The sequence below is a fragment of the Amycolatopsis sp. NPDC048633 genome (assembly GCF_040650695.1).
Classification (GTDB): domain Bacteria; phylum Actinomycetota; class Actinomycetes; order Mycobacteriales; family Pseudonocardiaceae; genus Amycolatopsis.
Genome location: NZ_JBEZHS010000019.1, coordinates 115935 through 138283 on the forward strand (window position 1 = coordinate 115935; position 22349 = coordinate 138283).

At 71.3% G+C, this 22349-nt stretch carries 22 protein-coding genes; 11 read left to right on the forward strand and 11 right to left on the reverse strand.

Going from position 1 to position 22349, the window contains the following annotated elements; all coding sequences use genetic code 11:
- Positions 1–116: 116 nt before the first annotated feature.
- Positions 117–1328 (reverse strand): amino acid permease, encoded by a 1212-nt coding sequence (locus AB0C38_RS29585; protein WP_360679408.1) that lies wholly within the window; start codon positions 1326–1328, stop codon positions 117–119.
- Positions 1329–1408: 80 nt separating this feature from the next.
- Here AB0C38_RS29585 and AB0C38_RS29590 point away from each other — a divergent pair, with 80 nt between their 5' ends.
- From AB0C38_RS29590 to AB0C38_RS29620, 7 genes are all read left to right on the forward strand, one after another.
- Positions 1409–2182 (forward strand): GntR family transcriptional regulator, encoded by a 774-nt coding sequence (locus AB0C38_RS29590; RefSeq protein ID WP_360679411.1) that lies wholly within the window; start codon positions 1409–1411, stop codon positions 2180–2182.
- A gap of 60 nt (positions 2183–2242) precedes the next feature.
- Positions 2243–2623: a DoxX family protein gene (locus AB0C38_RS29595; RefSeq protein ID WP_360679414.1), complete on the forward strand. Its 381-nt coding sequence runs from the start codon at positions 2243–2245 to the stop codon at positions 2621–2623.
- 162 nt (positions 2624–2785) lie between these two features.
- Positions 2786–3178 carry a hypothetical protein gene (locus AB0C38_RS29600; protein ID WP_360679417.1) on the forward strand — a complete coding sequence of 131 codons (393 nt, stop codon included), beginning with the start codon at positions 2786–2788 and terminating at the stop codon, positions 3176–3178.
- Positions 3179–3517: 339 nt separating this feature from the next.
- Entirely contained in the window at positions 3518–4009 is a 492-nt protein-coding gene (locus tag AB0C38_RS29605; RefSeq protein WP_360679420.1) for a hypothetical protein, read from the forward strand.
- Positions 4010–4023: 14 nt separating this feature from the next.
- Positions 4024–4461, forward strand: a complete 438-nt coding sequence (locus tag AB0C38_RS29610; RefSeq protein WP_360679423.1) for an SRPBCC family protein — start codon at positions 4024–4026, stop codon at positions 4459–4461.
- 66 nt (positions 4462–4527) lie between these two features.
- Positions 4528–5931, forward strand: coding sequence for an MFS transporter (locus AB0C38_RS29615; RefSeq protein WP_360679426.1), 1404 nt, complete (start codon positions 4528–4530; stop codon positions 5929–5931).
- A 164-nt stretch (positions 5932–6095) separates the two neighbouring features.
- Positions 6096–6782: a hypothetical protein gene (locus tag AB0C38_RS29620; RefSeq protein WP_360679429.1), complete on the forward strand. Its 687-nt coding sequence runs from the start codon at positions 6096–6098 to the stop codon at positions 6780–6782.
- A 57-nt stretch (positions 6783–6839) separates the two neighbouring features.
- On the opposite strand, the gene AB0C38_RS29625 is transcribed toward AB0C38_RS29620, so the two are convergent.
- From AB0C38_RS29625 to AB0C38_RS29640, 4 genes are all read right to left on the reverse strand, one after another.
- Positions 6840–8513 carry a fumarate hydratase gene (locus AB0C38_RS29625; RefSeq protein ID WP_360679431.1) on the reverse strand — a complete coding sequence of 558 codons (1674 nt, stop codon included), beginning with the start codon at positions 8511–8513 and terminating at the stop codon, positions 6840–6842.
- 415 nt (positions 8514–8928) lie between these two features.
- Entirely contained in the window at positions 8929–9957 is a 1029-nt protein-coding gene (locus tag AB0C38_RS29630) for a sigma-70 family RNA polymerase sigma factor (RefSeq protein WP_360679434.1), read from the reverse strand.
- Positions 9958–10246: 289 nt separating this feature from the next.
- Complete coding sequence (dtd, locus tag AB0C38_RS29635) at positions 10247–10672, reverse strand: D-aminoacyl-tRNA deacylase (protein WP_360679437.1); 426 nt, start codon at positions 10670–10672, stop codon at positions 10247–10249.
- Positions 10669–12171, reverse strand: coding sequence for a class I SAM-dependent methyltransferase (locus AB0C38_RS29640; protein ID WP_360679440.1), 1503 nt, complete (start codon positions 12169–12171; stop codon positions 10669–10671). The genes dtd and AB0C38_RS29640 overlap by 4 nt, the downstream gene beginning before the upstream one ends.
- Before the next feature lie 28 nt (positions 12172–12199).
- Between AB0C38_RS29640 and AB0C38_RS29645 the strand changes: the two genes are divergently transcribed.
- A complete protein-coding gene (locus AB0C38_RS29645) occupies positions 12200–13465 on the forward strand; it encodes an amidohydrolase (RefSeq protein WP_360679443.1) in 1266 nt (421 codons plus the stop codon).
- Between the two features lie 17 nt (positions 13466–13482).
- Positions 13483–13818: a DUF3099 domain-containing protein gene (locus AB0C38_RS29650; protein WP_360679445.1), complete on the forward strand. Its 336-nt coding sequence runs from the start codon at positions 13483–13485 to the stop codon at positions 13816–13818.
- Positions 13819–13839: 21 nt separating this feature from the next.
- Here the strand turns inward: AB0C38_RS29650 and AB0C38_RS29655 are convergent, their stop codons facing one another.
- Genes AB0C38_RS29655 through AB0C38_RS29675 form a run of 5 tightly spaced genes read right to left on the reverse strand, consistent with a single transcriptional unit; the run spans position 13840 to position 17517 of the window.
- On the reverse strand, positions 13840–14712 hold the full coding sequence (locus AB0C38_RS29655; protein WP_360679448.1) for a sugar kinase: 873 nt from the start codon (positions 14710–14712) through the stop codon (positions 13840–13842).
- Positions 14709–15614, reverse strand: coding sequence for a pseudouridine-5'-phosphate glycosidase (locus AB0C38_RS29660; protein ID WP_360679450.1), 906 nt, complete (start codon positions 15612–15614; stop codon positions 14709–14711). The genes AB0C38_RS29655 and AB0C38_RS29660 overlap by 4 nt, the downstream gene beginning before the upstream one ends.
- 9 nt (positions 15615–15623) lie before the next feature.
- Positions 15624–16241 (reverse strand): HD domain-containing protein, encoded by a 618-nt coding sequence (locus AB0C38_RS29665; RefSeq protein WP_360679453.1) that lies wholly within the window; start codon positions 16239–16241, stop codon positions 15624–15626.
- Positions 16238–16729 (reverse strand): pyridoxamine 5'-phosphate oxidase family protein, encoded by a 492-nt coding sequence (locus AB0C38_RS29670; protein WP_360679456.1) that lies wholly within the window; start codon positions 16727–16729, stop codon positions 16238–16240. The genes AB0C38_RS29665 and AB0C38_RS29670 overlap by 4 nt, the downstream gene beginning before the upstream one ends.
- The gene (locus AB0C38_RS29675) at positions 16729–17517 is read right to left on the reverse strand and encodes a sporulation protein (protein ID WP_360679459.1); all 789 of its coding nucleotides are present in this window, start codon (positions 17515–17517) and stop codon (positions 16729–16731) included. The genes AB0C38_RS29670 and AB0C38_RS29675 overlap by 1 nt, the downstream gene beginning before the upstream one ends.
- Positions 17518–17583: 66 nt before the next feature.
- On the opposite strand from AB0C38_RS29675, the gene AB0C38_RS29680 reads away from it, so the two are divergent.
- Both AB0C38_RS29680 and AB0C38_RS29685 read left to right on the forward strand, forming a co-directional pair.
- The gene (locus tag AB0C38_RS29680; RefSeq protein ID WP_360679462.1) at positions 17584–17826 is read left to right on the forward strand and encodes a DUF3039 domain-containing protein; all 243 of its coding nucleotides are present in this window, start codon (positions 17584–17586) and stop codon (positions 17824–17826) included.
- 165 nt (positions 17827–17991) lie between these two features.
- Positions 17992–18828, forward strand: a complete 837-nt coding sequence (locus tag AB0C38_RS29685; protein ID WP_360679465.1) for a hypothetical protein — start codon at positions 17992–17994, stop codon at positions 18826–18828.
- Positions 18829–19119: 291 nt separating this feature from the next.
- Here the strand turns inward: AB0C38_RS29685 and AB0C38_RS29690 are convergent, their stop codons facing one another.
- Positions 19120–22275: an efflux RND transporter permease subunit gene (locus AB0C38_RS29690; RefSeq protein ID WP_360679468.1), complete on the reverse strand. Its 3156-nt coding sequence runs from the start codon at positions 22273–22275 to the stop codon at positions 19120–19122.
- Positions 22276–22349 lie beyond the last annotated feature (74 nt).

Below are 22349 nucleotides of genomic sequence, written 5' to 3' on the forward strand. Positions count from 1 at the left end.
TCCTTCCAGTGTCCACAGTGGAAGCCGTTGCCGTCAGCGGCCCCATGACTACACCAGGTGCTCACATACCGGGACAACCAACTTTCTTCGGATGTTTCGGGCGGTTGGGTGATTTCTCACCGGCGGATCCGACGAAGGCCGTAGGCCGAACCGCCCAGCAACAATGCGCCGCAGCCCGCCAGCACCGAAGGCAGCGGCAGGCTGAACGCCAGCACCACGCACCCGGCCAGGCCCAGGACGGCCCGCGATTTCCCACGCAGCGAGAGCGCGGCGGCGTTGGCGATCGCGTAGTACGTCAGGACCGCGAAGGACGAGAAGCCGATCGCGTCGCGCAGGTCGATCGACGCGGCGAGCACGGCGACCACCAGCCCGACGCCGAGCTCGGCCCGGTGCGGCACGTCGTGGCGCGGGTGCACGGCGGCGAGGAACCGGGGGAGGTGGCCGTCGCGGCTCATCGCCAGCGTCGTGCGCGAGACGCCGAGGATGAGCGCGAGCAGCGAGCCGAGCGCCGCCAGCGCCGCGCCCACGCGCACGACCGGGGCGAGCCACGCCGGGACGGCGGCGGCGATCGGGTCGGGGCTCGCGGCGAGCGCGGCCGGGCCGAGCCGGACGAGCAGCAGCGCTGCCAGCGCGGCGTAGACGACGAGGGTCAGGCCGAGGGCCAGCGGGATGGCGCGGGGGATGGTCCGGGCGGGGTCGCGGACCTCTTCGCCGAGCGTCGCGAGCCGCGCGTACCCGGCGAAGGCGAAGAAGAGCAGCCCGGCCGCCTCGAGGACGCCGCCCGCGCCGGGCCACGCGACGAGCGGCCCGCCGGCGGCCGGCCCGGTGGCCATCGTCACCGCCGCGGCGGTGAGCACGAGCAGGGTGCACACCACGATCACCCGGGTCGCGAGCGCGGACCGGTGCACGCCGAAGTAATTGACGGCGGTGAGCGCGGCGACGACCGCGACGGCGGACACGCTCCGCCACGGCTGCCCGAGACCGGGCGCGGCGTAGGCGACGACGGTCAGCGTCATCGCGGCGCAGCTTGCCGTCTTCCCGGTGATGAATCCCCACCCGGCCAGGTAGCCCCAGAATTCACCGAGCCTTTCCCGGCCGTAAACGTAGGTTCCGCCGGATTGCGGATGAATCGCCGCCAATCGCGCGGAAGACGTCGCATTGCAGTACGCCACTACGGCCGCGAGGACCAGAGCGAGCAGCAGCCCGGCGCCCGCGGCCCGCGCCGCCGGGGCGAACGCGGCGAACACGCCGGCGCCGATCATCGAGCCCAGGCCCAAAAAAACGGCGTCGGCGAGGCCGAGACGGCGGGCCAGCGGTGTCGGGCGCATCCGGGTGATCCTCCGTGTGCCAACCGTGTTACGCGCCACAGCGAACCACGGCGCACCGGGAAGCGAATAGGGTCGATTCCGTGCCTGCCCCTTCGCGCCATTACCGCCTGTCCGCCGACGGTCCCGTCCTCGACGGGATTCCCGAGCACGGCCGTGTCCCGCGTTACTACGCGGTCAAGGTCGAACTGCTGGCGGTGATCGCGGAACTCGGCGAAGGATCGGTGCTGCCCACGGAACGGGAACTGTGCGAGCGTTTCGAGGTGTCGAGGGCGACCGTACGGCAGGCGGTCGGCGAGCTGGTGCTCGAGGGCAGGCTCAGCCGGCGGCAGGGGAGCGGCACGTTCGTCGCCGGCCCGAAGCTGGTGCAGCCGCTGGCCCTGGTGAGCTACACCGAAGGACTGCGGCGCCAGGGCATCCGGCCGGGCCGCACGGTGATCACGCTGGAGCGGCGCCTGGCCGGCAGCGCGCTGGCCGCCGACCTGCAGGTCACCTCGGACGCCGAGGTGATCCACCTCGAGCGGGTGCTGCTCGCCGACGAGGAGCGCGTCGGGCTGGAGTCGACATATCTCCTGGCCGAGCGGTTCCCGACGCTGATGGAGGTGTTCGACCCCGGGCAGTCGCTCTACGCGTGCCTGAGCGAGCAGCTCGGCGTGGTGTTCGACGGCGCCGAGGAGCGCGTCGAGACGGTGCTGGCGACCCCGCGCGAAGCCCTGCTGATCGGGACCAACCCGGCGCTGCCGATGCTGCTCATGCACCGCATCTCGTGGGGCCCGGACGGCGCGCCGTTCGAGCGGGTGCGCTCGCTGTACCGGGGCGACCGGCTCAGCTTCATGACCCGCCTCGGCCGCGCCTGAGGCGTCACGTTCCCCGGGCCCTCCTCGTTCCTCCCGCACCAACCGAACGGGAGGAAAGTCATGAACATCGCTTTGTGGGTCGGACAGGTTCTGCTGGCCGCGATCTTCGCCCTGTCGGGTGCGCTGAAGTCGACGATGTCGCGGCAGCGGATGCTCGAAACCGGCCAGACGGGCGCGGCGGCGTACCCGCTGCCGGTGGTGCGGTTCACCGCGATCTGCGAGTTGTTCGCCGTGGTGGGGCTGATCCTGCCGGTGTTGCTGGGCGTCGCGCCGGTGCTCACCGGCTGGGCGGCGATGGGCCTCGCGGTGGTGATGGTGGGCGCGATGGCGATGCACAGCCGGCTGGCGGTCGTGCAGCACAAGACGGCGGAGTGGCGCAACGTCGGGATCAACGGGCTGATCCTGGCCGTGTGCGTGTTCGTCGCCGTCGGCCGGCTTTGACGGGCGGTGATGCAACCGGACGGGGTCCTGCTCCGTCTGGCAGGTATGCGCACGACGGTGAAACTGCTGGGGACGGGCCTGCTGCTGCTCACGGTCACGGCCTGCGGGGCCGGTACGAGCGGAGCGGGGGCTCCGGCCACGAGCGGTTCTGAGCCTTCTTCGGTGCCTTCGCCCTCGATATCCTCGGCGTCCGCTTCGCCGCCGGTCGCCCCGCCACCGTCGCAGACGGTCGGGCGCCCGACGCAGGGCATCGCCCCGGGCGACGACGTCATCGCCGAGACCCAGGTCGACGCGCGCACGCTGCCCGAGGGCTACCCGCGCAGCCTGGTCCGGAGCCTGGACGGCAAGACGCTGACCCTGCAGGCCGAGGAGGGCGGCTGCCGCCGCATCTCGGCGCACGTCGGCGAGCAGACGGCGCAGCAGGTCGTCGTGCTGATCGCCGTCACCACGGCGAAGAAGGGCCAGATGTGCCCGGACTACATCCGGGAGATCACGATCCCCCTGGCGCTGGCCGAGCCGCTCGGGACGCGCACGGTCGTCCTCCGCCAGGGCTGAGGGGTTTCACGAACGCTGGGAGGGCCGCCCCGGGACGCCCGGGGTCGCCCTCCCAGACCACGTCCGGGCCCGCTCCCGCAGTCCTCCGCGCGTACCCGGACAGTCGCCTCGCGTACCCAGACAGTCGCCTCGCGTACCCAGACGGTCGGCTCGCGAGCCGACTCCTTGGGTACGCGAGCCGACTCTTTGGGTACGTGAGCCGACCGTCTGGGTACATGGGCCGCCCCCGAAACCTGGCCCCCACCAGGGGGCGTCCGCACGTTCCGCGACCGGATCGATCTTCCGTGCAACCCCTCGGCGCACCCGTTCCGTCTTCGGGACATGAGGTACTTAGCGAAGGTGGTCGGAACAGGCGCGATCCTGCTGATGGCGACGGCTTGCGCCGGCCAGAACGTGCCCATCAGCCAGCCCGCCGCCGGGGGGACCTCCGCGGCCCCGACCGGCAGCGTGTCGACGTCGCCGAGTGAGTCGGTGCTGCCGGCGCCGCCGGCGGCCGACCCGCCGGGCAAACCCCGGCTGACCGTGCCCGAGGGCAGTACCCCGGTGCCGCCGAACAAGGTCGACGCCGCCGCGCTGCCCGCCAATTACCCGCACGAGGTGTGGACGGCGAACGGCGGCACGATCCTCAACATCCGCGCCCAGGAAGGTGGCTGCGGTCACGCGCTCGGGGAGGCGACCGAGCAGGCGGGCGACCACGTCGTCGTCAACCTGAGCGAGACCAAGGCCCAGACCGGCCAGATGTGCACCATGGACATCCGGTACCCGGTGATCTCGGTCGCCCTGGCCTCGCCGCTGGACCAGCGCACCGTCGTGTTGAAGACGGCCAAATGATCTAGGGTCGGGTGATGGGAAGCCGCCAGGTCTCACGCACCGCGATCGTCGCCACGACCCCGGAGAAGATCTTCGGGCTCCTGGCCGATCCGGCCCAGCACCCGCTCATCGACGGATCCGGCACGGTCCGGGCCGCCCAGTCCGGCGGCCCGGACCGGCTCACGCTCGGCGCGCGCTTCGGCATGGACATGAAGATCGGCGCGTCGTACAAGGTCCTCAACACCGTCGTGGAGTTCGAAGAGGGCCGGCTGATCGCCTGGCGGCACTTCAACGGCCACCGCTGGCGCTGGCGCCTCGAACCCCTCGACGGCGACCGCACCGAGGTCACCGAGACGTTCGACTGGTCGACGGCGAAGTTCCCGCTGGCCATCAGCCTCAGCCCGTTCCCGCGCAAGAACACCGCCGGCATCGAGAAGACCCTGGCGCGCCTCGGGGAGCTGTTCCCGGCCTGACGAGGGCCTGACACCAATTAGTTGTACAGTGCTTAATATTGTCCGTGCAACTAGTTTGGGAGTGCGGTGCCGCAGCCGGTGCGGCGGCAGCTGGTCCTGGCCATCTGCTGCCTGAGCCTGTTCATCGTCGGGCTCGATAACACGATCGTGAACCTCGCGCTGCCGTCGATCCGCCGTGAGTTCGGCGCGTCGGTCTCGAGTCTGCAGTGGACGATCGACGCGTACACGCTCGTGCTGGCCAGCCTGCTCATGCTGTCCGGCTCGACCGCGGACCGGATCGGCAGGCGCCGGACGTTCCAGACCGGGCTCGCGCTGTTCAGCCTCGGCTCGCTGCTGTGCGGGCTCGCCCCGAACATCGGGCTGCTGGTCGCTTTCCGCGCGCTGCAGGCGATCGGCGGGTCGATGCTCAACCCCGTCGCGCTGTCCATCGTCGCCAACGTCTTCACCGACCCCCGCGACCGCACCCGCGCGATCGGCGTCTGGGCGGGGGTGAACGGGCTGAGCCTGGCGGTGGGGCCGGTGCTCGGCGGCGTGCTCGTCGCCTGGGCGGGCTGGCGCTCGATCTTCTGGATCAACGTCCCGGTCGGCGTGGCCGCCATCGTGCTGACGGCGCTGTTCGTCCCGGAGTCCCGCGCCCCGCGCCCGCGCCGGCTCGATCCGGTGGGCCAGCTGCTGGTGATCGTCCTGCTGGCCTCGCTGACGTACGGGATCATCGAAGGCCGCGGCTCGGGCACGCCGGTGATGGTGGGCTGCTTCGTCATCGCCGCGACGGCGCTGGCGGTGCTGCTGCCGTACGAGCGACGGCGCCGGGATCCGTTGCTGGAGCTCAGGTTCTTCCGCAGCGTGCCGTTCTCCGGCGCGACGCTCACCGCGATAGCGGGATTCGCGGCCCTGTCGGGCTTCCTGTTCCTCACCACCCTCTACCTCCAGGAGACGCGCGGCTTTTCGGTGCTGCACGCGGGGTTGCTGACCCTGCCGATGGCCGTGCTGACCGCGGTGGGCGCGCCGTTGTCGGGCCGGCTGACCGGGAAACGCGGCCCGCGGCTGCCCTTGCTGGTGGCCGGCGCCGGGATCGCCGCGGCCGGCGTCGTGCTGGCGGGGATCGACCCGGAGACGCCGATTTCGCTGCTGGTGGTGGGTTACGTGTGCTTCGGCATCGGTTACGGCCTGCTCAACGCGCCGATCACGAACGCGGCGGTGTCCGGGATGCCGCGCGAGCAGGCCGGCCTCGCGGCGGCGGTGGCGTCGACGAGCCGCCAGGTGGGGACGTCGCTGGGCGTGGCCGTGGTCGGCGCGGTCGTGGCGGGGAGCGCGGGGACGCCGCCGGGAACGGGCCGGGTCGTGTGGCTGATCGTCGCGGGCTGCGGCGTGCTGGTGTTCGCGCTGGGGCTGGTGACGACCGGACGCTGGGCGCTCGCGACCGCGGCGCGCGTGAATGGTCCGGACCATGACGACGCTCCGGTGGCCTGACCTCGTCGCGATCCCCGGCTGAGCGCCGCCCGCGTGGCAAGTGGTCCGGACCACCGCGAACCCGGCTTCATCGAAGCCGTCGAAAATTCGTCCGGATCCGGGTGAACCGCCGCTGTTACCGAGCCGTATCCATGAGTGAGGTGGTGATCAGAAAGGAGGGGCCCATGCCCCGGTTGAGCAGTGGTCGGCACCGCAAGCGGGCGACCGTCGGGCTGGCCGCGTTGCTGGGTGTTTCCGGCATCACCGCGGCCGCCATCGCGCTGAGCAGTCCCGCGGGCAACGCGGCCGAAGCGCCCAAAGAGGACTGCGGAGGGCTCGACACCGCCCTGCAGAACAACCTGACCTTCATCGCGGGCCAGCAGACGGCCCCGGACGCGCAGTCGGCCGCGCGGATCGCCAACCGGCAGGCGGTGGTCGACCTGATCCAGCAGCGGCGGCAGGTGGCGGGCTGCACGGCGAACGTCGTCGCGGACAACGGCCAGGCCGCGCAGGCCCCGGCCCAGCAGGCCCCGGCGCAGCAGGCTCCGGCCCAGCAGAACCAGATGGACCAGAACGGTGCCGCGGCCGGCGACCAGGCCGATGCGGGTGACACGGGCGCGACCGGCGACGTCGTGTGCGCCGGCTCCACCGTGACGCTCTCGGGCGAAGCCGGCGCGCCGGCGGCGTCGAGCAACCAGTTCCCGGCGGGGACGAAGCTGAAGGTGACCAACCTGGACAACTCGAAGTCCACGACGGTCGAGGTGACCTCGGTGTCGGGCAGCTGCACGCTGCTCAACAACGCGGCCTTCGAACAGGTTCGGGAACCCGGAAAGTTCCTCATCCGGCGCGCACGGATCGAGCGCGTCGGCTGAGGGAGCAGGGAAGAAAGGGGGCACCGGCGGCGGGCCGGTGTCCCCTTCCCTTGCGTGCTAACGGAAGCTGATCTGCAGCACCGGGTCGCCGGTGCTGGCGAAGAAGTCGTTGCCCTTGTCGTCGATGACGACGAACGCCGGGAAGTCCTCGACCTCGATCTTCCAGACGGCTTCCATGCCGAGCTCGGCGTACTCGAGGACGTCGACCTTCTTGATGCAGTCCTGCGCGAGCCGCGCGGCCGGGCCGCCGATCGAGCCGAGGTAGAACCCGCCGTGCGACTGGCACGCGGAGGTCACCTGCTTCGACCGGTTTCCCTTGGCCAGCATGACGAGTGAGCCGCCGGCGGCCTGGAACTGCTCGACGTAGGAGTCCATCCGCCCGGCCGTGGTGGGCCCGAACGAGCCGGACGCGTAGCCCTCCGGCGTCTTCGCCGGGCCGGCGTAGTAGACCGGGTGGTTCTTCAGGTAGTCCGGCATCTCCTCGCCGGCGTCGAGGCGCTCGGCGATCTTCGCGTGCGCGATGTCGCGGGCGACGACCAGCGGCCCGGTGAGCGAAAGCCGCGTCTTGACCGGCAGCTGCGAGAGCTGGGCGCGGATCTCCGCCATCGGCCGGTTGAGGTCGACGCTCACGACGTCCTCGGACAGGTCTTCCTCGGTGACGTCGGGGAGGAAGCGGGCCGGGTCGCGCTCGAGCTGCTCGATGAAGACGCCGTCGGCGGTGATCTTCGCCTTGGCCTGGCGGTCGGCGGAGCACGACACGGCGACGCCGACCGGACAACTGGCACCGTGCCGAGGGAGCCGGATGACGCGGACGTCGTGGCAGAAGTACTTGCCGCCGAACTGCGCGCCGATGCCGAACTGCCGGGTCATCTCGAGGACCTGCTGCTCGAGGTCCCGGTCGCGGAAGGCGTGGCCCAGCTCGGAACCCTCCGTCGGCAGGTTGTCGAGGTAGCGCGCCGAAGCGAGTTTTGCGACTTTCAAGTTGAACTCGGCGGACATGCCGCCGACGACGATCGCGAGGTGGTACGGCGGGCAGGCCGCGGTGCCGAGGCTGCGCAGCTTCTCGTCGAGGAAGCGCGCGAGCCGCTTCGGGTTCAGGACGGCTTTCGTTTCCTGGTACAGGAACGTCTTGTTGGCGCTGCCGCCGCCCTTGGCCATGAAGAGGAACTCGTAAGAAGGATCTTCGGGCTGCCCGGCTGTGTTGTCCTTGTGGTAGAGCTCGATCTGCGCGGGCAGGTTGGTGCCCGTGTTGCGCTCGTCCCAGAAGTTCACCGGCGCCATCTGCGAGTAGCGCAGGTTCAGCTGCTGGTAGGCGTCGAAGATGCCCTGCGAGAGCGCGCGCTCGTCGTCACCGCCGGTGAGGACGCCCTCGCCGCGCTTGCCGATGACGATGGCGGTCCCGGTGTCCTGGCACATGGGGAGGACGCCGCCGGCGGAGATGGCGGCGTTGCGCAGCAGGTCCATGGCGACGAAGCGGTCGTTGCCGCTGGCCTCGGGGTCGTCCACGATGGCGCGCAGCTGCTGCAGGTGTGACGTGCGCAACAGGTGCTGGATGTCTTTGATGGCGGTGCGCGCGAGGGTGGTCAGCGCGGCCGGGTCGACCGTCAGGAACTTCCGCCCGGCGGCTTCGACGGTCTCGACGCCCTCGTCGGTGACCAGCCGGTACTCGGTGGTGGTGTCCTTGCCGAGGGGGAGGACTTCGGTGTGCTGAAACGTGGTGGTGGACGGCACTGCCAGGCTCCTTTGCCAGCTCCGGGATCGGTCCACCCTACGCAGCGGGAAGGGCCACCCCGAAGAGGCATGCGATCACTGTGAAACGCCCCACCCCGGGCTTTGGGTCGGGAGGCCGGGTCCACCCCGACGGACCCGACCTCCCGGGGAAAGCGCCCGGACGCGTGCACGTCCGGTCGCGAGGCTTGACGCCGAACCCCACCGGCCTTCACCCGACAGTGGCGTGACGTAGGTCATAAGTCAATCCGGCCGAACGGGTGTCGCCGAGGGTTGCTACCCACGTCATGTTGGGGTGAAACACGATTCTGGTGGCTTATTTTCCGATCCCGCCCCTGAACTGCGGGAACGGCGGCGGATTCGGGAACGAAAACGGGGCGGGCACGCTGTGTGCGTGCCCGCCCCGTTCGAGGAGGTATCAGCTGGCGTAGGCGCGGAGCCGGTCCGCGCGCTCGCCTTGGCGGAGCTTCGACATGACTTCGCGCTCGATCTGGCGGACGCGCTCGCGGGACAGCCCGAAGTGCTTGCCGATCTGGTCGAGCGTGCGCGGCTGGCCGTCGTCGAGGCCGTAGCGGAGCCGGATGACGTGCTGCTCGCGGTCGTCCAGCGTCGAGAGCACCCGGCGCAGGTCGTCCTGGAGCAGGCTCGAGATCACGGCGCTCTCGGCGTCCGTCGCCTCGGAGTCCTCGATGAAGTCGCCCAGTGGGGCGTCCTCCTCGGTGCCGACCGGCATGTCCAGGCTCACCGGGTCACGCGAGTGGTCGAGCAGGTCCGAGATCTTGTGGGCCGGGATGCCCGACTCGGCCGCCAGCTCCTCGTGCGTCGCGTCGCGCCCGAGCTGCTGGTGCAGGTCGCGCTTGATGCGGGCCAGCTTGTTGACCTGTTCCACCAGGTGGACCGGCAGCCGGATGGTGCGTCCCTGGTCGGCCATCCCCCTGGTGATGGCCTGGCGGATCCACCAGGTCGCGTAGGTCGAGAACTTGAACCCCTTGGAGTAGTCGAACTTCTCCACCGCGCGGATCAGACCCAGGTTCCCCTCCTGGATCAGGTCGAGCAGCGGCATCCCCCGGCCGGTGTAGCGCTTGGCGAGCGAGACCACCAGGCGGAGGTTGGCCTCCAGCAGGTGGTTCTTGGCCACGTGGCCGTCGCGGACCAGGGCGGACAGCTCCTTGCGGCGCTTCGGCGTGAGGTTCTCCCCGGTGTCCAGCATGTGCTGGGCGAAGACGCCGGCTTCGATGCGCTTCGCGAGCTCGACCTCGTCGGCCGCGGACAGCAGCGCCGTCTTGCCGATGCCGTTGAGGTAGACGCGCACGAGGTCGGCGGCGGGGCTCGGGGCGTCGAGGTCGCCGTCGGCGAGCGTCCCCACGCTCACCGGCTCCTCGGACACCTGAGCCGGGATGCGCTCGCGAATCCCGCGCGACTCGCGTTCGAGAGTCTGGACTGACATTCTGCCTCCCCGGTCACGGGCTGAACGTGGTGCTGCGGTTGTCCCACCGGATGCGCACCCGCGGACCGGGGCCTGTGGAGCCCGGTACGCCGGTCCGGCCGGCTTGGCTGGACATCTGTCACAACGCTCCGGGTTCCCAAAACGTTCCCGGCTCGCCTGAAAAGGAGACGGCTGCCGGCGCTCTCCGGTTGCTCCACCATTGCTGAGCTTTTGCTGAGAACGGTCCGTGACCGGAGAACCTGAGAATCCGATGTGAATCGGGTCAGGATCTGAACCGTGCCAGAGTGGTCTAGACCTCTACGAGAACGGTGAACGGACCGTCGTTGACGCTCGAGACCGCCATCATCGCCCCGAAACGGCCCGTCGCGACGGTGGCGCCGCGGCCGCGCAGCTCGGCCACGACGGCGTCCACCAACGGCTCGGCGGCCTCGGGCCGGGCCGCCTGCGTCCACGACGGCCGGCGCCCTTTCTTCGTGTCGCCGTAGAGCGTGAACTGGCTCACCACGAGCAGCGGCGCATTCGTCGTGGCGCATGATTCCTCGTCACGCAACACGCGCAGCTCGTGCAGTTTGCGCGCCATCGTCGCGGCCTTCGTGACGTCGTCGTCCACGTGGATTCCCAGCAGTACGAGCAAACCCGGCTCGTCGATCGCCCCGACGACCTCGCCGCCGACGGTCACATCGGCCCGGGTGACGCGCGCCGCGACGGCCCTCATCGGCCCGCCGGGACGAGCATCCCGTGCCGGACGAGCTCCCGGACGACGGGCAGCGCGGCGGCCGCGAGCTCCGAAGCTTCCAGGCCCTGCGCGGCCGCCAGGAGCTCGATCAGGTCCTCCAGGGGCAACGAGCCGCGGCAGCCCGCGAGCAGCCGGGCGGCCAGCTCGTCGACCTCGTGCTGCCAGCCCGGCCCGTCCGTGCGGTGCAGCCGCCGGACGGTCGTCGCCCAGCCTTCGTCGCCGGGTTCCTCGACGCTTTCCAGCAAAACCGTGTCAGGGACCACAAAACGGACATCAAGCAACGAATCACCTGACTGGCGCAGCCATTCCACCCGGTCGAGCCAGCCGGCCGCTTCCGGGCCCAGCGGGTCGTCGTAGGCCTGCCGCAGGTCTTCGCACACCACGGTCGGTGTGCGTCCGGCCGCGCGCCGCAGCGTGACGAAGCCGAAGCCGATGCCCTGGACGTCGTTGGCGGCGAACCAGTCGAGCCACGCCGCCGCCTTCGCCCGGCCCTCCGGCGAGCGCGGGTCGAGGCCCGCGTCGCGCAGCCAGGTGCCGACGTAGAGCGCCGGGTCGGCGATGTCGCGCTGGACGAACCAGGCGTCGGTCTCGGCGGGCAGCCAGCGGCTCACCCGGTCGGCCCAGTCTTCGCGGGAGGTGTGCAGCCAGGAGGCGAGCAGCTGGCCGACGCCGCCCTCGTTGAGGAAGCCGGGCAGCTGCCGGATGACGAGCGCGCTCGCGTCGTCGCCGGCCAGCCCGGAGTCACGGTAGGTGTAGTCCACCCGGGCCGGGCCGACCACGAACGGCGGATTGCAGACGACCTGGTCGAACTTCCGCCGCGCGACCGGCGCGAACCACTCGCCGCGCGCCAGCTCGACGTCCAGCTCGTTCAGCCGGAACGTCGCCGCGGCCAGCGCGAGGGCCCGCTCGGAGACGTCCGTGGCGGTCACGCGCTGGGCGTGCCGGGTCGCGTGCAGCGCCTGGACGCCGTTGCCGGTGCCCAGGTCGAGCAGGGTGCCGACGGGCCGGCGGCTGGTCGCGCGGATCAGCGACAGCGACGCGTGGCCGACGCCGAGCACGTGGTCCTCGGGCACGGTGGTGCCCAGCACGTCGGCGTCGAGGTCGGAGACGACCCACCAGGAGCCTTCGTCGTCGCCGTGCGGCCGGATGTCGAGGGCGGCGCGGTAGCCGTCCTGGACCGCGCTCAGCACGCCCGCGGCGACCGCGTCTTCCGGCGTGAGCGGCGCGAAGGCGGCCTTGACCGCGGTCTCCGGCTCGGTCCCGCCCAGCACGAACAGCCGGATCAGCGTGCCCAGGTCACCCGCGTCGCGGCTCGCGCGCTCGGCGGGCACCGGCTCGCCGCGGCCCAGCGCCGCGTGCGCGGCCCCGCCGAGGGCGGCCACCACGCCGTCGGCGTCGTAGGAGGTGCGCCGGAAAGCCTCGCGCAACCGCGCGCAGACGTCGTCGGACAGGTCGGGCAGTACGCTTCGCGTGCTCACGGTGGGTAATGCTGCCACGATGGCCTCCGTGACCCTTGAACGCGTCCTCGCCCCGCTCGACGCGGCGCTGCCCGAGCTCGAAGCGCTGTACATCGACCTTCACCGGCACCCCGAGCTGTCCTTCGCCGAGACCCGGACGGCGGCCGAACTGGCCCGGCGGCTGGAGCGCGACGGCTACGAGGTGCACACCGGCATCGCCGGCACCGGCGTGCTGGGCGTGCTGCGCAACGGCGAGGGCCCCACGGTGCTGCTGCGCGCCGACATCGACGCGCTGCCGGTCGAGGAAAAGACCGGGCTGTCGTACGCGAGCACCGCCCGCGGCACCGACGAGCACGGCAAGGACGTCCCGGTCATGCACGCGTGCGGGCACGACATGCACGCCACCTGGCTCTCCGGCGCCGCGGCGCTGCTCGCGAAGGGCCGCGACACCTGGTCCGGCACGCTGCAGGTCGTCTTCCAGCCGGGGGAGGAGGGCGCGGGCGGCGCCGCCGCGATGGTCCGCGACGGCCTGTTCGACATCGCGGGCAAGCCCGACGTCGTGTTCGGCCAGCACCTGGTGCCCGGCCCGGCCGGCTGGGTGCTCACCCGGCCCGGCGTGATCATGGCCGCGACCGACACCCTGCGCATCACCCTGCACGGCCGCGGCGGGCACGGCTCGCGCCCGGAGACGACCGTCGATCCGGCCGTGCTGGCCGCGTCCGTGGTGCTCAAGCTGCAGACGATCGTCTCGCGCGAGATCGCCGCCACCGACTCGGCGGTGGTCACCGTCGGTTCGCTGCACGTGGGCACCGCGAGCAACGTCATCGCCGACGACGCCGTGCTCGAGGTGAACGTCCGGTCCTTCGACCAGGCCGTCCGCGAGCGCGTGCTCGCCGCGGTGGAACGGATCGTCAACGGGGAGTCCGCGACGGCCGGCGCGCCGAAGCCGCCCGAGATCGTCCGGTCGGGCTCCTACCCGATCACCGAGAACGACGAAGCCGCCAACGACGCGCTCACCGAGGTCTTCCGCGGCCACTTCGGGGCCGAGGCGGTGCTGCCGGCGCCGCTGGTCACCGGCAGCGAGGACTTCAACGAGTTCGGCCGCGCGGCCGGCGTCCCGTCGGTGTTCTGGCTGGTCGGCGGCCTCGACCCGGAGACGGTCATCACGGCGATGACCGAGGGCCGGTTCGAGCGCGACATCCCGTCCAACCACTCGCCGCGCTTCGCCCCGGTGCTGCACCCGACGGTGCGCACGGGCATCGAGACGCTCGTGACAGCGGCCCTCAGCCGGTTGTCCCACCCAGGTGACGCATGAGCGCCACAGGTGGGACGATGGATCGCGGAGGTGGTGCAGTGACCATGCCCGCCAACGACTCGGACCCGGTGCTGATCACCGGGGCGGCCCCGTCGTACGAAGAGCAGTTCAAGGCGCGCAAGCGCAAGTACGTGATCATGATGGGCTGCCGCATCCCGTGCCTGATCCTCGCCGGGCTGACCTACCACACCTGGTGGCTGGCGCTGGGCTTCCTGGCGATCTCGGTGCCGCTGCCGTGGATCGCGGTCCTGATCGCCAACGACCGCCCGCCGCGCAAGTCCGAGAACGTCTCCACGTACCAGCCCGAGGCGAAGGCGATCGAAAGCACCAGCCACCGCGTCATCGACGGCTGACGGGTCGGCTCGCATCCGGTCTCATCCCGGCTGCGGGCCCACCTTCCCGACGGCCAGCGCGCCCAGCCGCGTCCCGTGGCGCAGGATGTCCACAGTGGACTCCCCGGCCAGCCAGCCGGTGAGCACGCCCGCGTCGAACGCGTCGCCCGCGCCGGTCGAGTCGACGCAGTCGGCCCGCACCGCGGGCACGCTCGTGACGCCGCCGTCGTCGACCCAGCTGGCGCCGTCCAGGCCGGCGGTCACGACCACCGCGCCGACCGTGTGGAGCAGCTCCTTCGCCGACGCCGGGTCCGCCGAGCCGGTCAGCGCCACCAGCTCCTCGGTGTTCGGCATCAGCAGGTCGACCCCGCGGACGTCGTCGAGGAACGCGGCCGGGTCGGTGATGTGCGCGGCGGCCTGCGGGTCGACCGACGTCGTCAGCCCGGCTTCCTTCGCCGCGGCCAGCGCCGCGAGACCCGCGGCCCGCGACGGCGGGTCCAGCAGCACGTACCCGGACAGGTGCAGGTGGCTCGCCCCGGCCAGCGCCTCGGCGGTGACGTCCCCAGGGGAGAAGCGCTGGTTCGCGCCGCGGTCGGCGAGCATGCTCCGCTGCCCGGAACCGTCGACCAGCACCACGACGCAGCACGTCGGCGCCTCCGGGTCGACCGCGAACGCGCACCGCACGCCCGCGGCCTCCAGCTCGGCCTTGATCAGCCGGCCGCCCGGGTCGTCGCCGATCCGCGCGAGCAACGTCGTCTCCGCGCCGAGATGACGCAGCCACAGCGCCGTGTTGGCGCCCGAGCCACCGCCGGTGAAGCGGATCTTCGCGCGGGCGTCACCGCCGTGCGGCAGCGGCTTGTCGTGCCGGGCGATCACGTCGAGGGCCGCGTCGCCGACCACCACGATCCCGGTCATGCGAGCGCCACCGCGACCTCGGCCGCCAGCTTCGCGTTGTTGAGCACCAGCGCTTCGTTCGCGTCGATGCTGACACCGCCGCTCGCGCTGTGGAAGTGCTCCAGCAGCACCGGCGTGACGTCGGCGCCGTGCACGCCCCGCTCCGCCACCAGCGCGAGGCCTTCGGCGAGCAGCCGGTCGTGCAGTGCTTTGTCCATTTCGGACGCTTCGGGGATCGGGTTCGCCAGCAGGACACCGGAGTTCGCGTACGCGCGGTGCGCGGCGACCACGGCGGCGGCCTGCTTCGGGTCGTCGACCCGCCAGCCGACCGCGTGGCCCGACGAGCGGAGGTAGAACGCCGGGAAGTCGTCGGTGCGGTAGCCGAGCACCGGCACCGAGTTCGTCTCCAGGACCTCGAGCGTGGCCGGGATGTCGAGCACCGACTTCACCCCGGAGCAGACCACCACGGTCGGCACCTTCGCGAGCACGCCGAGGTCCGCCGAGACGTCCCACGTCTGCGCGGCGCCGACGTGCACCCCGCCGAGCCCGCCGGTGGCGAACATCCCGATGCCGGCCGCGGCGGCCAGCGCCGACGTGCTCGCGACGGTCGTCGCGCCGGAGCGGCCGAGGCCGACGGCTGGGCCGAGGTCGCGCAGCGACAGCTTGTCCAGGCCGGCGTCCGGCGCGCAGACGCGCTCGAGCTCGGCGGGGGAGAGGCCGACGACGACGCGTCCGTCGAGCACCGCGATGGTGGCCGGGACGGCACCGCCGTCGCGCACCACGCGCTCGAGGCGGCGGGCGACGTCGAGGTTGCGGCCCGGCGGCAGGCCGTGGGACAGGATGGTGCTCTCCAGCGCGACGACGGGGTGCCCGTCACGCAGCGCCGAGGCGACCTCTTCGTGCAGGTTGAGTGGGGTGGTCACGAGGAACCATCATCGGTGATCGGGTTGGTCCCGGCGCCAGTGGGTCAGCTCGGTCGTGAGGTTCTTTTCCGCGGCGGTCGCCCAGCGTGTCCGCGCGGCTTCGCTGCGGTAGAGCGTCCGGGCCAGCATGCCTTCGAGGACGGCGATGCGTCCTGCGCGCCAGACATCGTCGGGGTACTTCGCGTACTCCTCGCGCACTGCCTTGGCGTACACGGCGTACAGCTCTTTCGGCGCCCCGAGGATGGCGAGATCGGCGTCGAGGAGCGCGGTGGCGAGGAGGTCGTCCGGCGGCGCGTCGTGCTTGATCGTCGTGAGGACCAGGTCTTCGACACGCTCGATGTGCGGTTCGGGGACCCCCGCCAGCGCTTCGCGGGCCCAAGCAGCGCTCGCGCGTTCGTCTTCGCCGGGCTTCGCGTCGTAGACGACGTCGTGCGTCCAGGCCGCGACGGCGACCACCGCGCGGTCGGTCCCACCGAGGTCTTGGGCCAGCCACGCGGAGTCCCGCGCGACGGCGGCCGCGTGATCCAGCGTGTGGTACCGCCGGTGCGGCTCGCCGTACCGGGCTTCGAGCCGCGGCCAGGCGTCGGGCGTGCCGCCCAGCACGGCGATCGCTTCGGCCCACCTCACGGGAACGTCCAGCGCGTCGGCGTGCCCGTGAAGTCCTTCTCCCGCAACCCGAACGCCTTCTCCGGCCGCAGCCGCATCGAGGCATTGGCGGCGGGATCGAGGAAGCCGGCGTCGTACGACGTCTCGTACTTCGTGTTCATCGCGGCCAGGAACTCCCGCAGCGCCGCCGGATCGGTGACGATCTCGGCGGTGCCTTCGACGACGACGGGCTCGTACGGGTCGTCCGTGGCGATCGACACCGCCGACCCCGCGGCGACGTTGCGGGCCTTCACCGACCGAAGCGACGACGAGAACCACAGCACCTCGCCGGTCCACACCGCCCAGACCGGCATCAGGTGCGGGCGCCCCTCCGGTGTGACCGTGGCGAGCCAGAAGTCGTGCGACTTCCGCAGCCGTGCCTCCGCCCACGACCACGGCAGCAGCCCCGCCGGATCGGCCGTGATCCCGTAGCCGGGCATGTGCGGGCGCTCCGCGCGGGGCGTGGCCATCAGTCGAAGATGCCGCGCGGCCGGGCGACCTGGTTCAGCCAGTCGTCGAGCTGCTTTTCCCAGTTGACGTCCGGCTTCATGGTGAACAGCCCGAGGAAGTCCTGGCCGCGGCCGCCGAAGCCGCCCGACTTGCTCACCCGGACCCGCTTGGTGACCTCGAGGACGACGTCCGTGTGCTCAGACGAGGCCAGGAACGTGACCGCGAGCTGGGTGAAGACGCTCGCGAAGCGCGGCGAAGGCGCGAAGCGGATCTCCTGGAAGAAGGCGAGCTGCTGGTTCGCGCCGTTGATCCGGCCCTGCTCGAGGATCGCCTCGCGGAAGACGAAGCCGATCCGGCTCAGCGCGTCGAGGACCCGCTTCTGCGCCGGGAGCGGTTCGATCGCGACGGCGTCGGCGTCGAACGGGTCGGAGACGGCCGCCGCGAGGTCGAGCTCGGCCCGCACCCCGACCGCCATCCCGGTGAGCGGTTTGCCGAAGACGCTGGTCACCGGCGTCTCCCAGGGCAGCGGCAGTTCGAACGGCAGCCGGACCTGCTGGCCGGCGCGGATGGTCTCCGCGCCCACCAGGTGGTGCGAGCCGAAGGGGAGGTCCTCGGTCTTGTCCGCGCCGGGGACCTGGACGCGGGCCAGCAGCGTCACCGCGAGGCCCTTGATCTCCTGGTCGACCTCGCCGCCGGCCAGCAGCACCTCGCCGTGCAGGGGACGGCCGGGGGAAGCGGTCCGGTCGAGCAGGCGGGCGTCGATCTTCGCCCCGCCCGAGCCGAACGTCGCGAGCACCTTCTGGAACATGCGCCAGATCCTGCCAGGTTGAGGGTGTTCGTACGAGGTTCGACGGGACTGGGGCACAATGGCCGGGTGAGCACCGAGACGCTGACGAAGCCGGAAACCACGCCCGAGGGCACGGAGACCGCCGACGACGACACCCCGAAGATGTTCCACTACGTGAAGAAGAACAAGATCGCCGAAAGCGCGGTCATGGGCAATCACGTGGTGGCGCTCTGCGGCGAGGTCTTCCCGGTGACGAAGTCGCCGAAGCCCGGTTCGCCGGTCTGCCCGGCCTGCAAGGAGATCTTCCAGGGGCTGCGCCCGGGGGAGTGATCCGCCGCCGAACCCCGGCTGACGGTCGTCCGCCGGGGTTCGAGCATGTCCGGAATCGGACACATCGTCGAACAAACGTGAAAAACCTTCATTCGGCGGGTGTGCCGGGTGCGGCCGACCTGGTAAATCCAGCGGGCCAGGTTCCCTCACCCACCGGAGTCGCACATGCGCAGAACCGGGATCGTCGTCGCCCTAGCCGCCCTGCTCACCGTGTTCGCCCCCGCGCTGGCGCAGGCCGTCACGGGCTGGTCGGAGGTCGGTCGGGACCAAGCCCGCGCCCTCGACGAGAGCCAAGGGCTCGCCACGATCGTCCGCCCGTCGGGCACCACCATCCGCTACACCGGGCTCAGCACCATCCCGGCGGACCTTTCGACCCAGGGGTGGAACCACGTCGGCGACCCGGGGTCCGCGCAGGGCTGGTACGTCGAGCCCTACCAGCGTGACGACCGGGGCGCGAAGCTCTTCCGCGTCCAGGCCCCGGACGGGTCGTGGGCCAACTACAAGCACACCCTCGAGTCGTGGGAGGCGAACAACAACTCCTTCGCCGCGGTGTCGCCCGACGCGCGCTGGCTGGTGGCGGGGGAGTGGGGCACCATGGACCGGCTCCTGGTCCACCCGATGCCCGGGGTGGTGGCCACCGACCCGGCGCAGAACCTGCCTCTCGCGGGCACGATCCGGCTCGACCACCCGGTCCGCGACGTCCAGGGCTGCGACTTCCAGACGGCGACCCGCCTGCTCTGCGCGTCCGACGACCCGGACGGCAGCCTCTTCGGCACGACGAAGCCGCTGCTGCAGGTCGACCTCGCGGGCCCGCTGTCCGGTTCCGACGTCACGGGCCACGTGACGTCGCTGGGTCAGCTCCCGCTGCGCAGCGGCTGCAGCGGCAACTTCGAGGTCGAAGGCATCGACTTCGACGAGCGGGACGCGACCCTGCGCGTGATCGTGATGTCGCCGAGCATCTGCATCCTCTTCGACAGCATGACCTACCGCTTCCGCCAGTAGCCGTACCTCGCGTGAGCAGACCCGTGACTCGCGAGTCACGGCCCCGATCACGCGAGTTCCGCCTTCGATCACGCGAGTTCCGCGTGATCGAAGGGTCGACTCACGTGATTGCGGAGCCGACACGCGTGATCGGACGGACGACACGCCGAAGCCGGCTGAGCCTCGGCGTGTCGTCCCTTCAATCACGCGTGTCGACCCTCGGATCACGCGAGTCGGCTCCGCAATCACTGTTGCCGGTGAACGCCGAAGGCCCGGCACTCCCTCGGGAAGTGCCGGGCCTTCGTCACGCGGTCAGGCGGTGGGGGCGGGGTCCAGGGACTCCGACTCCGGGGCCTTCGCCGGGGTCCGGCGAGCCTCGCGGCGGGCGCGACGACGTTCCTTGCGGGTCTCGACCATCGTGTACAGCGTCGGGACCAGGACCAGCGTCAGCAGCGTCGAGCTGACCAGGCCGCCGATCACCACGATCGCCAGCGGCTGGCCGATGAACCCGCCCTGACCCGTGATGCCCAGCGCCATCGGGACCAGCGCGAAGATCGTCGCCGCCGCGGTCATCAGGATCGGCCGCAGCCGGCGCCGGCCGCCCTCGGTGACGGCGTCCGCGACACTCATCCCGTCGGCGCGGTACTGGTTGATCAGGTCGATCAGCACGATCGCGTTGGTCACGACGATGCCGACCAGCATCAGCATCCCGATCAGCGCCGGCAGGCCGAGCGCCGTGCCGGTGGCCAGCAGCAGCCCGATCGCGCCGGTCGCCGCGAACGGGATCGACACGAGCAGGATCAGCGGCTGGATCAGGCTGCGGAACGTCGCCACCATGATCAGGAACACGATCGCGATCGCCGCCAGCAGCGCCAGGAACAGGTTCGAGAACGCCTCCTGCTGGTCCTGGCTCACGCCACCGAGCGAGTAGGACGCGCCGCCGGCGAACGTGATGCCGTCCAGCTTGGACTGGATGTCCGCGGTCGTCTTGCTCAGGTTGTCGCCGGTGTTCTTGGCCGTGACGGTGGTGCTGAGGTCGCCGCCGGTGCGGTGCACCGACGCCGGGCCGTCCACAGTGGACACCTTGGCCACCTCGTCGAGCCGGACGACGCCGGTGGGCCCCGGGATGGGCAGGCTCTTCACCTGGTCGACCGTGGCCGGCGCGGTGCCGGCGCGCAGCACGATGTCCGTGCGCTGGCCGCCGACCGGCAGCTGCGTCACCGTGCGGCCGGCGATCGCCTGGTTGGCGACCTGGCCGATGGTGCTCGCCGACAGCCCGCGCGCGGCGGCCGCGGCGTCGTCCACCTCGACCTGCACCCGCGGCGAGCCGACGGCCAGGTCGCTGGTCACCTCGGTCAGCCCGGACACCCCTTGCAGCGCCTGCTGCACCTGGTCGGACGCGGGCTTCAGCGCGGCCTCCGACGGCGCGGTCACCGTCACCGAGACCTGGTCGGAGTTGAACCCGGACGCGTCCGCACCGATCTTGATCTCGCCCAGCTCCGGCCGGGAGGTCAGCTTCGACCGCAGCCGGTCGGACAGCGCGTCGAGGTCGGTGTCCTTCGCGACGGTGACGGAGATGCTCGTCGAGGTACCCCCGCCGCCGAAGCCGCCGAACGCCCCGCCCCCGCCGACGCTGACCTGGTAGGTCTGCACCGCGGGCTCCGCGGCCAGCGCCTGCTCGACCGCCGTCGCCGCTTTCTCCTTCGCCTCGACGCTGGTGCCCGCGGGCAGCTTCTGCGTCATGTTCAGCGTGGTGCCGCCGGACTGGTCGAGGAAGTTCGTGTTCAGCCGCGTCGCGAGCCCGACCGTGCCAGCGAAGATCAGCAGCGCCAGCAGCACGACGGTGAGCCGCCGCTTGGTCGCGAACCGGATCACCGGCAGGTACGCGCGCTGCAGGAGGCCGCGGCGCTCCTTCTCGACGGCGGCTTCCCGCGCCCGCTCGGCCTCGATGGCGTCCGCCGGGATCGCCGGCTGCTTGAGGAACCAGTACGCCAGCACGGGAACCACGGTCAGCGACACGAGCAGCGACGCCAGCAGCGCCACCGTCACGGTGATCGCGAACGGCGAGAACAGCTCGCCGACGAACCCGCCGACGAACGCGATCGGCAGGAACACCGCGACGGTCGTCAGCGTGGACGACGTCACCGCGCCGGCCACCTCGCGGACACCGTCGAGCACCGCCCGTTGCTTCTCCTCGCCATAACCCAGGTGTCGTTTGATGTTCTCCAGCACGACAATGGAGTCGTCGACCACCCGGCCGATCGCGATGGTCAGCGCGCCGAGGGTGAGCAGGTTGAGCGACAGGTCGCCGGTCCACAGCGCCAGCAGCGCGACCACCACCGACAGCGGGATCGACACCGCGGTCACCAGCGTCGAGCGCACCGACAGCAGGAACAGCAGGATCACGATGACCGCGAACGCCAGGCCCAGCAGGCCTTCGGTGGTCAGGCCGCTGATCGCGTCCTTCACCGGCGTGCCCTGGTCGAACACGACGCTCATCTCGGCGCCGGTCTTCTTCCCCAGGTCGGGCAGCTTGTCGCGGACCGCGTCGGAGATCGCGACGGCGTTCCCGTTGTCCACCATGGTGATCGAGAGGCCGAGGCTCGGCTTGCCGTTGGTGCGCGTGATCGACGTCGGCGGCGCGAACCCGCTCTGGACGTCGGCGACGTCACCCAGCTTCACCGGCCCGCGCGCCGGGGTGCCCGGCCGCGTCGCACCGGAAGCCGCGCTCGGCGTGAGGTAGAGGTTGCGGAGGGTGTCCACAGTGGTCTGCCCGCCACCGACCTGGACGGACAGCGTCTTGCCGCCCTCGGTCAGCGTGCCGGCCGGCACGGCGGCACCGGCGGTCTGCAGCGTGGTCGCGATCGACGCCGGGTCGACGCCGGCGGCGGCCAGCTTCGCGTAGTCGAGCGTGATCGTGACGCGCGGCTGCTGCACGCCCGTGACGGTCACCGTGCGGACGCCGTCGATCTTCCGCAGCTCCGGCGCGACCTGGTCGGTCAGCGCGGGCGCGAGCTGCTGCGGGTCGCCCGCGGTACCCGCGGCGACCAGCACCACCGGCAGGTCGTCGGTGCTGCCGGCGGACACGGACGGGTCCGAGTTCTGCGGAAGCCGCGGCCGGACCTGGTTCACCGCCTGCTGGATCTGCGAGACCGCCGCGTCGAGGTCGGTGCCGAACTCGAACTGCGTGACGACGCGCGAAACCCCGTCCGACGAGGTCGAGTTGATCTCTTCGAGGCCCTTGAGCCCCTGCAGTGCGCCTTCGAGGGGCTCGGTGACCTGCCGGTCGACCGCGTCCGGCGACGCGCCCGCGTACGCGGTGACGATCTGGGCCTGCGGGAACTGCAGCGACGGGAACAACTGCTGTTTGAGCTGCGGGAGCGCGAAAGCCCCGAAACCGACGACCACGAGCGCGAGCAGGCCGATCAGGCTTCGGTTGCGCAGGCTCAATCTGGCCAGCACGGACATGACTCTGGGAACCCCCTCGGGAACGACGCGGCGACCGACGCCTGCGTCAGTGACCCGCTGAGCTTCCCATGCCC

What these genes read in the sequence shown, in the direction of transcription:
- AB0C38_RS29650 (WP_360679445.1), top strand. Translation starts at nt 13,483, where the DNA reads ATGGATCGCGGAGGTGGTGCAGTGACCATGCCCGCCAACGACTCGGAC.
- AB0C38_RS29670 (WP_360679456.1), bottom strand. Translation starts at nt 16,729, where the DNA reads ATGGCCACGCCCCGCGCGGAGCGCCCGCACATGCCCGGCTACGGGATC.
- AB0C38_RS29630 (WP_360679434.1), bottom strand. Translation starts at nt 9,957, where the DNA reads ATGTCAGTCCAGACTCTCGAACGCGAGTCGCGCGGGATTCGCGAGCGC.
- AB0C38_RS29585 (WP_360679408.1), bottom strand. Translation starts at nt 1,328, where the DNA reads ATGCGCCCGACACCGCTGGCCCGCCGTCTCGGCCTCGCCGACGCCGTT.
- AB0C38_RS29675 (WP_360679459.1), bottom strand. Translation starts at nt 17,517, where the DNA reads ATGTTCCAGAAGGTGCTCGCGACGTTCGGCTCGGGCGGGGCGAAGATC.
- AB0C38_RS29690 (WP_360679468.1), bottom strand. Translation starts at nt 22,275, where the DNA reads ATGTCCGTGCTGGCCAGATTGAGCCTGCGCAACCGAAGCCTGATCGGC.
- AB0C38_RS29620 (WP_360679429.1), top strand. Translation starts at nt 6,096, where the DNA reads ATGCCCCGGTTGAGCAGTGGTCGGCACCGCAAGCGGGCGACCGTCGGG.
- AB0C38_RS29685 (WP_360679465.1), top strand. Translation starts at nt 17,992, where the DNA reads ATGCGCAGAACCGGGATCGTCGTCGCCCTAGCCGCCCTGCTCACCGTG.
- AB0C38_RS29655 (WP_360679448.1), bottom strand. Translation starts at nt 14,712, where the DNA reads ATGACCGGGATCGTGGTGGTCGGCGACGCGGCCCTCGACGTGATCGCC.
- dtd (WP_360679437.1), bottom strand. Translation starts at nt 10,672, where the DNA reads ATGAGGGCCGTCGCGGCGCGCGTCACCCGGGCCGATGTGACCGTCGGC.
- AB0C38_RS29610 (WP_360679423.1), top strand. Translation starts at nt 4,024, where the DNA reads ATGGGAAGCCGCCAGGTCTCACGCACCGCGATCGTCGCCACGACCCCG.
- AB0C38_RS29595 (WP_360679414.1), top strand. Translation starts at nt 2,243, where the DNA reads ATGAACATCGCTTTGTGGGTCGGACAGGTTCTGCTGGCCGCGATCTTC.